This window comes from Kitasatospora sp. NPDC056531 (genome assembly GCF_042794375.1).
In the GTDB taxonomy this organism is placed as follows: Bacteria; Actinomycetota; Actinomycetes; order Streptomycetales; family Streptomycetaceae; genus Kitasatospora.
Genome location: NZ_JBHTTU010000159.1, coordinates 1 through 9,086, shown reverse-complemented (window position 1 = coordinate 9,086; position 9,086 = coordinate 1). Strand labels below are relative to the sequence as shown.

12 protein-coding genes and 2 pseudogenes are annotated in these 9,086 nt (G+C 72.8%); 5 read left to right on the top strand and 9 right to left on the bottom strand.

Features of this window, described 5'->3' with window-relative positions:
• Together ACFQ87_RS42735 and ACFQ87_RS42730 are read right to left on the bottom strand one after the other, a co-directional pair.
• A pseudogene (locus ACFQ87_RS42735) lies at positions 1 to 990 on the bottom strand (hypothetical protein); the annotation flags it as partial.
• A 790-nt stretch (positions 991 to 1,780) separates the two neighbouring features.
• Positions 1,781 to 2,194, bottom strand: a complete 414-nt coding sequence (locus tag ACFQ87_RS42730) for a winged helix-turn-helix transcriptional regulator (RefSeq protein ID WP_380616366.1) — start codon at positions 2,192 to 2,194, stop codon at positions 1,781 to 1,783.
• 115 nt (positions 2,195 to 2,309) lie between these two features.
• Between ACFQ87_RS42730 and ACFQ87_RS42725 the strand changes: the two genes are divergently transcribed.
• Both ACFQ87_RS42725 and ACFQ87_RS42720 read left to right on the top strand, forming a co-directional pair.
• Entirely contained in the window at positions 2,310 to 3,248 is a 939-nt protein-coding gene (locus ACFQ87_RS42725) for an NADP-dependent oxidoreductase (RefSeq protein WP_380616365.1), read from the top strand.
• Between the two features lie 449 nt (positions 3,249 to 3,697).
• Positions 3,698 to 4,477, top strand: a complete 780-nt coding sequence (locus ACFQ87_RS42720; RefSeq protein WP_380616364.1) for an FAD-dependent oxidoreductase — start codon at positions 3,698 to 3,700, stop codon at positions 4,475 to 4,477.
• Positions 4,478 to 4,525: 48 nt separating this feature from the next.
• Here the strand turns inward: ACFQ87_RS42720 and ACFQ87_RS42715 are convergent, their stop codons facing one another.
• The 4 genes from ACFQ87_RS42715 to ACFQ87_RS42700 form a co-directional block, all read right to left on the bottom strand.
• Positions 4,526 to 4,705, bottom strand: coding sequence for a hypothetical protein (locus tag ACFQ87_RS42715; RefSeq protein WP_380616363.1), 180 nt, complete (start codon positions 4,703 to 4,705; stop codon positions 4,526 to 4,528).
• A gap of 89 nt (positions 4,706 to 4,794) precedes the next feature.
• Positions 4,795 to 5,079 carry a hypothetical protein gene (locus ACFQ87_RS42710; protein WP_380616362.1) on the bottom strand — a complete coding sequence of 95 codons (285 nt, stop codon included), beginning with the start codon at positions 5,077 to 5,079 and terminating at the stop codon, positions 4,795 to 4,797.
• A complete protein-coding gene (locus ACFQ87_RS42705; RefSeq protein WP_380616361.1) occupies positions 5,069 to 5,314 on the bottom strand; it encodes a hypothetical protein in 246 nt (81 codons plus the stop codon). Before ACFQ87_RS42705 ends, ACFQ87_RS42710 begins: the two co-directional genes overlap by 11 nt.
• Positions 5,314 to 5,517 carry a hypothetical protein gene (locus tag ACFQ87_RS42700; protein ID WP_380616360.1) on the bottom strand — a complete coding sequence of 68 codons (204 nt, stop codon included), beginning with the start codon at positions 5,515 to 5,517 and terminating at the stop codon, positions 5,314 to 5,316. Before ACFQ87_RS42700 ends, ACFQ87_RS42705 begins: the two co-directional genes overlap by 1 nt.
• Before the next feature lie 119 nt (positions 5,518 to 5,636).
• On the opposite strand from ACFQ87_RS42700, the gene ACFQ87_RS42695 reads away from it, so the two are divergent.
• Together ACFQ87_RS42695 and ACFQ87_RS42690 are read left to right on the top strand one after the other, a co-directional pair.
• The gene (locus ACFQ87_RS42695) at positions 5,637 to 6,476 is read left to right on the top strand and encodes a Scr1 family TA system antitoxin-like transcriptional regulator (protein ID WP_380616359.1); all 840 of its coding nucleotides are present in this window, start codon (positions 5,637 to 5,639) and stop codon (positions 6,474 to 6,476) included.
• Entirely contained in the window at positions 6,461 to 6,670 is a 210-nt protein-coding gene (locus ACFQ87_RS42690) for a DUF397 domain-containing protein (RefSeq protein WP_380616367.1), read from the top strand. The genes ACFQ87_RS42695 and ACFQ87_RS42690 overlap by 16 nt, the downstream gene beginning before the upstream one ends.
• Positions 6,671 to 6,775: 105 nt before the next feature.
• Here ACFQ87_RS42690 and ACFQ87_RS42685 read toward each other — a convergent pair.
• The 3 genes and pseudogenes from ACFQ87_RS42685 to ACFQ87_RS42675 all read right to left on the bottom strand — a co-directional run.
• Positions 6,776 to 7,216 (bottom strand): annotated as a pseudogene (locus ACFQ87_RS42685) (nucleotidyltransferase domain-containing protein); the annotation flags it as partial.
• The gene (locus ACFQ87_RS42680; protein ID WP_380616358.1) at positions 7,216 to 7,599 is read right to left on the bottom strand and encodes a hypothetical protein; all 384 of its coding nucleotides are present in this window, start codon (positions 7,597 to 7,599) and stop codon (positions 7,216 to 7,218) included. The gene ACFQ87_RS42680 and the pseudogene ACFQ87_RS42685, both read right to left, overlap by 1 nt.
• Positions 7,596 to 8,528, bottom strand: a complete 933-nt coding sequence (locus ACFQ87_RS42675; protein ID WP_380616357.1) for an alpha/beta hydrolase — start codon at positions 8,526 to 8,528, stop codon at positions 7,596 to 7,598. Before ACFQ87_RS42675 ends, ACFQ87_RS42680 begins: the two co-directional genes overlap by 4 nt.
• Positions 8,529 to 8,571: 43 nt before the next feature.
• On the opposite strand from ACFQ87_RS42675, the gene ACFQ87_RS42670 reads away from it, so the two are divergent.
• A partial coding sequence (locus ACFQ87_RS42670) for a MarR family winged helix-turn-helix transcriptional regulator (protein WP_380616356.1) occupies positions 8,572 to 9,086 on the top strand: 515 nt, incomplete at its 3' end.

Genomic DNA, 9,086 nt, shown 5'->3' with positions numbered 1-9,086 from the left:
GTACCCGCCCCCGCCGCCGCCACCACCGGCGATGGCAGTGGCGGCGCAGCCGCCGTCGAATCTGCCCCCGGCGCCGCCGCTGCCGACCGTGGCACCGGAGAACCCGCTCCCCGGCGCGCCGTTGGTGACCGAGCAGAGTGGAACGACGCCGGAGGCCCCGCCGGCACCCCCGGTACTGGTGGTGGTGCTGCCGCCGCCCCCGCCCTGCCCCGGCGCGGCCCCGGAGCCGGTGGCACTTCCCGCGGTACCGCCGGTGGCATCCGGCGTCGTCCCGCCGTTGCCCCCGTTGCCTCCCGTGGAGCCCGCTCCGGTGCCGCCGGAGGCACCGCCGCCCCCGGCGACCACCAGCAGGGAGCCGCCCGTGCTGACGCTGGAGGCCCCGCCCCCGCCCGGACCTTCGAACTTGAAACCACTGAGCGGGAAACTCCCCCCAGGGGCGCCGCCGTTGAACCCGCCGGCACCCGCCGTGCCGGTGCCGTTGCAGCCCTTGCCGCCGGTGCCGCCGACGTTGACGGTGAAGGTCGTCGGTGCGGTGGTCTGCGGCAGGGTGGTCACCACCCGCGCCCCCGTCCCACCGGTCCCCGTGACGGAACAGGTGGTGCCGGTGTTGTCGGCGCCACCCGCGCCGTCCGCGATGATCGTCACCACCGCCGCCGCCGGAACCGTCAGGGTCTGCGACGCGCCGGTGAAGGTGAAGGTCTGCGACGGATCGGCCCCTTGCGCCTGCACCGGCACGTCCTCCACCGGCGCGGCGGCCACCGGCGCGGCCGTGACCGCCAGCAGCGCCATACCGGACAGCAGCGCGCCCCCCACCGACACCACCCCCACACCGCGCTCCCCACGCCGTCCTCCCGGGCCGTCCGGATCGGACGCGACGACGTCACGCACCGGGGCCGTGTCACCGACCAGGGTGTTGAACACGGCCACAGGCCGCTGACGGCTGACCCGGTACCACGGCAGATCGCCCTGTGCACGCGTACGAGCACTCATCCGCAGGTTCACCTCTCCTCACAGCAAAGCGCCCCGCACCCCTCACGCGACAAGGCGCAAGTGCGACAGGGCACCTGACGGGAAATCATGACAAACCACAGTAGATAACGCGATCCGATCACTTCGAGGTAGCGAGGTGATGGGAAGTCCCGTGTGTCGCAGCGCCCCGCGCGAGCCGGCGGGGAACCCGGCATCCGGCCAGGTCACCGCCTGATCCCGGCACCCTTCCCGGCCCCGCCCCCTATACCTCCGCCAGCGCAACCCCGACCGCATCGGCGCCCTCGCCCGCCTCATCCGCGAAGCCGCCCTCACAGCGGTCCTCACAGCGGTCCTCGACGGCACCGAACGCATGCGGCCCGGCGAAGGGAGGGACACACCGCCGTCGCCGTCTTCACCCGGGGAGACCGCGCCGAAGCCGGCCGGGCCGGCGTGTGCAGGGGCGTGGCCCGACTCCTCTCCGGGTACAGTGCGGGAAGGCCGAGCCGGGGCGGAGTCGTGGCCTTCCCGGCCTTCCCGGCCTTCCCGGCAGGGGGCGTTCCCAGTGCCGGGCAAGGGCGTCGGTGGGTATGGAGAACGGCCCGGCCTGCCCGGCCGGGCACGGCGTCAGCGCCTCACCGGGCTCTGACGATCCCGGCGCGAGATCCGGATTCGTGCCGCCGACGTCCTCGAAGCCGAGGACCAGTCAGCCGCCCCCCGCTCTCCACCGTCCACAGCGGCGCCGAAGCGGGCCCCCGTCCACCGGTCGTCGGCGTGCCCGCGTCGGGGACGCCGGGTGGCGGCGGGCGGTTCGTCAGGTGCCGCTGTCCTGCTGGCGGTGGTCGTAGTCGGCGCGGGCGGCCAGGACGTCGGGCATGTGGGTCTCGGCCCAGTCCTTGATGGAGCGCACGAGCGGCAGCAGGTCGTGCCCGAGCGGGGTGAGGGTGTAGTCGACGCGGGCGGGGACGGTGGCGGCGACGGTGCGGCTGAGCAGGCCGTCGCGTTCCAGGGCGCGCAGGGTCTGGGTGAGCATCTTCTCGCTGACCCCGGCCAGGCGCCGGCGCAGGTCGCTGTAGCGCTGGGGCCCGTCGGCGAGGGCGTTGACGGTCAGGCTGACCCATTTGTCGCCGATGCGGTCGAGGAGTTGGCGGGCCGGGCACTGGGCGAGGTAGGCGTCGTAGTGGGCCCGTGCGGCGGCGCGGCGCTGGGCGGCGGTCGTGGTGGGCAACTGGCGCTCCTCCCCTGGAGGTTGGTTACGCACCTTGGGGTGCGTTCTTCCCGGCGGGGAGTAACTCTCCCTAGGTTGGGCGGTGTTGTCGAGTCCTTGAAGGGATGTGGGCGGTATGCGCGCGGTGGTGGTGCGCTCTTTCGGCGGGCCCGAGGCTCTGGAGGTGGCCGAGGTGGCGCTGCCCGGGGTGGGTGCGGGGCAGGTGCGGGTGCGGGTGAAAGCGGCGGGGGTGAACCCGGTGGACGCCCTGACCCGCGCGGGGGTGCTGGCGCAGGCGGGGCTGATGGCGGCGCGGGAGGTGACGGGCATCGGCTGGGACGTGGCCGGGGTGGTGGACGCCGTCGGGCAGGGGGTGGCGGGTTTCGCGCCGGGGCAGCGGGTGGTCGGGCTGCGCGACCGTCTGGACGTGGACCTGGGCGCCTATGCGCAGTTCGCGGTGCTGGACGCGGGCGCGCTGGCCCCGGCCCCGGCCGGGGTGGGCTTCGCGCAGGCGGCGACGCTGCCGCTGAACGGCCTGACCGCTTGGCAGGCGCTGGACCTGCTGGACCTGCCGGCGGGTGCGAGCGTGCTGGTGACGGGCGCGGCGGGGGCGGTGGGCGGCTTCGCCATCGAGCTGGCGGCGCTGCGCGGCCTGCGGGTGGTGGCTGTGGCCGGGGCCGGGGACGAGGCGCTGGTGCGCTCGCTGGGCGCCGAGTGGTTCGTGCCGCGCACGGTGCCCGATATGGCGGCCGCTGTACGGGAGTTGGTGCCGGGCGGGGTGGACGGTGCGGTGGACGCGGCGGTGCTGGGCCTCGCCGCGCTGGGGGCGGTGCGCGGGCAGGGCGTGTTCGCGGCGGTGGCGGGCGGAAGCGAGCCGGTGGGGCTGCGCGGGATCCGGGTGGAGAACGTGTGGGTGAGCGCGGACGGCGCCGCGCTGGCCCACCTGTCGGCGCTGGCCGAGCAGGGGCGCCTGACCCTGCGCCTGGCCGCCACCCTGCCGCTGGAGCGCGCCGGCGAGGCGCATGAGCGCCTGGCCGAGGGCGGGCTGCGGGGGCGGCTGGTGCTGGTGCCCTGAGCCTGGCCGGTCAGCTCGGCGACCGTCGTCCCGGTGGTGCGCGCCGCGTTGCGACCTGCGCCGCTGCGCGGCTCCGGGCCAAGGATGAGCCAACCCCCAGCTGAAGCAGGGGGTCTGCGCTCAAGCGATTCTGATCAGCACTCCCGGGGCGCCGGATCACCCGGTTGAGGTTCCATGGCCACGATGCTAGCGTCCGAGAAGGTCTCACATGAGACGATCTCAACTCGGGGTTGCATCATGCGTGTTCTGATCGCCGGCGCCGGCCTGGCCGGCCCGTGCCTCACCCACGGCCTGCTCCGACACGGCCACGACGCAGGCCGTCGCCACCTCCTGCCTGGCCACCGGCGGCGTCAGCATGACCGGCCCCCGACCTGCGGGACTTCATCGGGATCAAGATTCCTGCGGATGCCGCCGGCATCACCGTCGACCGGCTCACGCTACGCCGGATCATGCTGCGGGAGCTGACGGACTCGATCCGCGTCGGTGCCGACTTCCGCCGCTTCGAACGACTGGACGAGGGCACCGTACGGGTCCACCTCAGCGACGGCTCCACCGCCGAGGGCGACCTGCTGGTCGCCGCCGACGGGGCCAACTCCGGCATCCGGCGCCAGCTGCTGCCCGACTTCCCGGTGACCGTGCAGGACACCCTGCCGATCTACGGCCGTACGCCGCTGACCGACCAGGCACGGGATCTGACCCCGGAGCCGGCGCTCAACGGTTTCCTGGGCGTGTCCGGCCCGGACGGCCGCCGTCTCGCGCTGGCCGCGCAGCGGTTTGGCCGCAGCCCCGCCGACTTCGGACTCCCGGCGGCCGACGACTACGTGATGTGGAGCGTGGCCGCCCCGGCCGCCGCCTACGGCCCCGGGCTCTTCGGGCTGGGCGCGGCGCACCTGCTGGCGAAGGCGACGGACACCGTCGCCGACTGGCACCCTTCGCTGGGCGCGCTGGTCCGGCTGGGGGACCTGCGCCACCTCGTGCCCGCGAGCGTCCAGATCTCCGAACGCCCCGCGCTGTGGCCGCCGGCACCGGTGACCCTGGTCGGTGACGCGGCGCACCCGATGGCCCCGGCCGGGATCAGCGCGGGAGCCGCGCTCCACGACGCGGGCCTGCTCGCCTCCCGACTCCTCCCGGACGCGCCCCTGCTCGACGCCGTCCGCTCCTACGAGAGGGACATGCTCGACTACGGCTTCGCCGCGGTCGCCGCCGCCAGCCGCAACCACGCGGGGTGACGCCTCGGCCGGGTCCGCGTGAGCGCTTTACGCCGGACCGGCGCAGGCTCAGGCGGTGCGCTGGCCGTGGAGGAGGACAGGCAGGGTGTGGTTGGCCAACGCCTCGGCGAGGCGCGCGTGCTGGGCGGGGGATGTGACGTCGGGCAGTTCGCGCACGGGGACGAAGCGGGCGCCGAGCAGGCCGCTCCTGTGCCGGGGCGGGACGGTGAGGGAGGTGTCGTCGCACACCGTGCCGCCGTCGAAGACCAGGTTCAGGCGTTCCAGGTAGCGGTCGGCGGGGGTGAAGTCGACGGCGACGATGTGGGTGAGGCGCAGGTTCAGGCCGGTCTCGGTGTGGAGGTGGCGGCTGCGGCGCGGTGCGGGGGCTCGTTGGTGTTGGCGGCGCCGCCGGGCAGGATCATCCCGTCCATGTAGTCCGGGTTCACGAGCAGGACGTCGCCGCGCCGGTTGCGCACGAGGACGAGGCAGCCGAGCCGGGTCACGGGCGGCTTGGCGAGCAGACGGGGGTCGCGCATCGGGGTGGTTCTACTTTCTGAGGGCGACGAAGAGCAGAGGGCGAAGCCCGCCCACCAGAGCAGGCGGGCCAGGAGTTCAGTCGTCATAGGTGAGGCGCTCGTAGCGCAGGCCCTTGCGCAGCAGGTCGACGATCCGCAGGAGGTCGACCGGGCGGGCGGTGACGTGGAGCAGGTACTCGCACGTCAAACGGCCGCCCGCCCAGTCGACTTCGAGGGTGGGGAGGGTGACGCCGCCGAGGGCGAGGACGGTGGTCAGGTCGTCCAGGACGGCGGCGGCCTGCCGGCGCTGCCCGGCGGTCGCACGGGAGAGGGTCGAGGACATCACTGCTCCCCCGGGCGCTTGTGCACCTCGAAGACCTTCCACGCGCTCCAGGCGTCGGAGAAGAAGGTGAAGGAGGCCAACTCACCGCCGGCGGCGCTGCGCAGCCACTCCCCCGTCATCTCGTTACGGACCCGGTAGCACCGGGCCTCGGTGTCCCAGCGGACACCGTAGCCGTGGAGGCGGGGAGCCTGGTCTTGGGGCATGGGGATGGAACCCTCCGCGATCGATGTTTCACGTTCTGTGCACATGGTGGCGTGGCATTGCCTACGATCGGAAGCGGCTTGCTACTTGCCTTCGGGCTGGCTAGAAGTTGAGAACTGCCATGAACAAGAAGAAGGTTGACCCGGAGTCCAGCCCCTGGGCGCCCTTCGGAATCCAACTCCGCAACTCGCGAGAGGCCAAGGGCCTTCTCCAGGAGGAGCTGGCTCCGCTCCTTGAGTGCTCCCCCTCGCACCTCTCCTACATCGAACTTGCGCACCGGCCCCCGAGTCGCAGGCTCGCCGAACTCGCCGACATCGCACTCGACACCGGCGGCACCCTCCTGCTGATGTGGTACCAGCTGAAGAACGCCGCGATTCTGGAGGGCTTCCCGGAGTACGCCCGCTACGAGGCCCTCGCGGAGCGGATCAGGATCATTGAGGTCAACATCGTCACCGGGCTCCTGCAGACCCAGGCGTATGCGACAGCCATCGAAATGGGCTATGCCAGGCAGACCGATACGAGCGAAAAGCTGGCAGAGGAACGCATCGACTTCAGGCTCAACCGTCAGAAGATCCTGGAAAGGTCTTCTCCTCCGCTTCTGCACGTGGTGCTGGACGAGAGCTGCCTGCGAAGGGTTGTCGGCGGGCGGGATGTCATGGTCGAACAGCTGCTCCACCTTGAGGAAATGACCACTCGCCGCAACGTGGTCATCCAGGTGGTGCCGTTCTCCATGGGCGAAGAGCGCCCGTTCACACACATGGCGACTCTCCTTACCATGCCGAACCGCAAGCTTCTCGCTTACGGCGAGATTGAGCAGCGTGGCTACATCGACCGCGATACCAAGTCAACTGCCGTGCTGGCCAACAGCTACGATCGGCTTGCGATCGAGGCCCTTGGTCAGGCCGAATCGCGAGCTTTCATTCGTGCGGCGAGGAGGGACTTGGAGTGGATGTCGACCTGACTGGCGCTTCCTGGCGGAAGAGTTCGTACAGTGGCGGGGGCGGCGGCCAGTGCGTCGAGGTCGCCGACGGCTTCATCGGCGTCATGCCCGTTCGCGATTCCAAGGACCCCTCCGGCCCCGCCCTCCTCTTCTCCGCCTCCGCCTGGCAGTCCTTCGTCACCGCCGTCCGCGCGGGCGCGTTCGACCTCCTCTAGCGACCACCCGTGAGTGGGAAGTCGGCGGGGCCGAACTCCCACTCCCGGCAACGCCGGGTACTCCTCGGGCAGCGCGACTGCGGTGCGGGCGTGCAGCTCCGCCATGTCCTGGCGGTCCTTGGCCGTGGGCTGGTAGCCGAGGTGGCAGCGCACCTGCGTCTCGGCGTCGACGCACAGCACCTCGCGCCCGCCGACCACCCCGGTCACCGGGGGCGGGTAGGGGAAGCGCTCCCCGTCCGGGAGCAGCTGGTAGCCGCCGTTCCCGGCGGAGCCGGTGACCGGGTGCAGGTCGATCTCCCGGCCCGCGCCGTCCGTGACGGCCAGCGCGGCGGGCAGCCGGTCCCGCAGGACGGTCGTGAAGCCGGCCTGGGCCAACGCCTCCCGTACGACGTCGAGTTGGTCCAGCAGGACGACCAGGTCGAGGCCCGAGTGCGGCCGGGTCGCCTCCCCCACGAGGGCGTCCACGCCCCAGCCGCCGTCCACCCACGCGGTGGCGCCCGCCTCCGCCAGCAGGTCCAGTACGTCGAGCACGCCGCTCTGGTCCATCACCGGAACCATGCGTGGCCCCGTTCCTGCCATGCCCGCACCGCCGCGCCGGCGGAGGCCGTCGGCAGCTCGACCACGACCTCCTCGCCCTCACGACGGCCGTGCTGCTGGAGCGCGATGCCGATGAGCGCCAGCTCCGCCGCGTGGTTGCGCAGGACGTACTGCTCGGGTGTCTCCTCCCCCGGCTCCCCCGGCTCCCCCGACTCCTCGCGCTCCCAGGCCGCCACGGCCGCCTCGGCCACCGCCCTCGGCAGCCGTACGGTGACGGGGGCCGTCTGGGCGTCGACGCACCGTCCGATCGCGGCCAGCACCTTGGTGTCCGCGCGGTACCTGCCGTACTCCGCCTGCTCCTCTTGCTCGTCTTGCCTCTCTTGATCGTTCACAGGGCGAGGGTACGACGCCCGGCGTGGATCCGCTGGCGCAGGAAGAGGGCTGCTCGCTCCAGCGCCTCGTCCGCCTCGTCGAGGACGCCGGCGAAGGCCTGGAAGACGTGCGGCACGTCGGCGGTGACGTCCAGGACGACGTCCACCCCGGCCGCGCTCGCCCGGGCGGCCAGGCGGGTGGAGTCGTCCAGCAGCACCTCGTTGGTGCCGACCTGGATCAGCATCGGGGGGAAGCCGGTGAGGTCGGCGAGGACGGCCGGGCTGAGCAGGGGCTGGTGCGGGTCGGCTCCGGCGAGGTACATGGCGCCGGTGTGTTCGAGGGCCGCACGGGTGAAGATCGGGTCGATGCCCTCCTTGGTGTCCACGCTCTCGCCGGTGCGGGTCGCGTCCAGGCCCGGGGAGAAGGCCAGGATCGCGGCGGGCAGCGGCAGGCCGGCGTCCCGGGCGGCGAGGCAGGTGGTGACGGCGAGGCCCCCGCCGGCGGAGTCGCCGGCGAACACGATGGCCGCGGGGTCCTCGCCTCGGTCCAGGAGGGCGCGGTAGGCGCTCAGGGTGTCCTCGATCGCGGCCGGGAAGGGGTGTTCGGGGGCGAGCCGGTAGTCCAGCGAGTACGCCCCGAGGCCGGTCCTGGCCACGAGGTTGCCGGTGAGCGAGAGGGCGGTCTCGGGGGAGCCGAAGACCCAGGCGCCGCCGTGGAAGTACAGGATCGTCCCGGCGTTCGGGCCTTTCTCCTGCCCACCCTTCGGCTCGACGCGCAGGGCGGGCCGGTCGCCGAGCGTCGTCGGTGCGGTGCGGATGCTGTCGTGCGGCACGATCATCCGGGCCATCAGCGCCCTGAACCCGGCCCGGATCTCCTCGACGGACCGGGGCCCGTCGAGGCCCGGCCGCCGCAGGATCCCGTCGATGTGGATGCGCTGTTCCCTGCTCATGGGCACACTCCCGCCACAAGTATCTTCCCGTACACTATCTGCTGTGGAATATACATTGGGTGGCGAGAGCGCCGCAGCCGAATTCGACCCAGGCCCCGGCCCTGACTCCGGCCCCGGCCCCGGCCTTCCGGACCTCTTCGCCGACCTGGTCCGATGCGAGACGCGCCTGTACAACGCCCTCAACGACCGCCTGCGCGAGGGGCACGGGATCGTCACCTCGCAGTACGAGTTCCTGCGCTACCTGCGCGACCACCCCGGGTGCCGGGTGGCGGACCTCGCCGCCGAGTTCGCCATCGGCGTCGGGGCGACCAGCAAGGGCATCGACCGCCTGGAGAAGCAGGGTTGGGCCGCCCGCCGGCCGAACCCCTCGGACCGCCGGTCCTCGCTGCTGGCCCTGACCGACGACGGCGCGCGGCTCGTCGACGCGGCGGAGCGCACCTTCACCGGCGCCCTGGCCGAACTGCTCGGCGCCGCCCTCGACGGCCCGTCGGCGTCGGCGCTCGCGCGGGCCCTCGCGACCCTGCGGTCCGCGCTCGAACACGACCGGATCGGCACGCC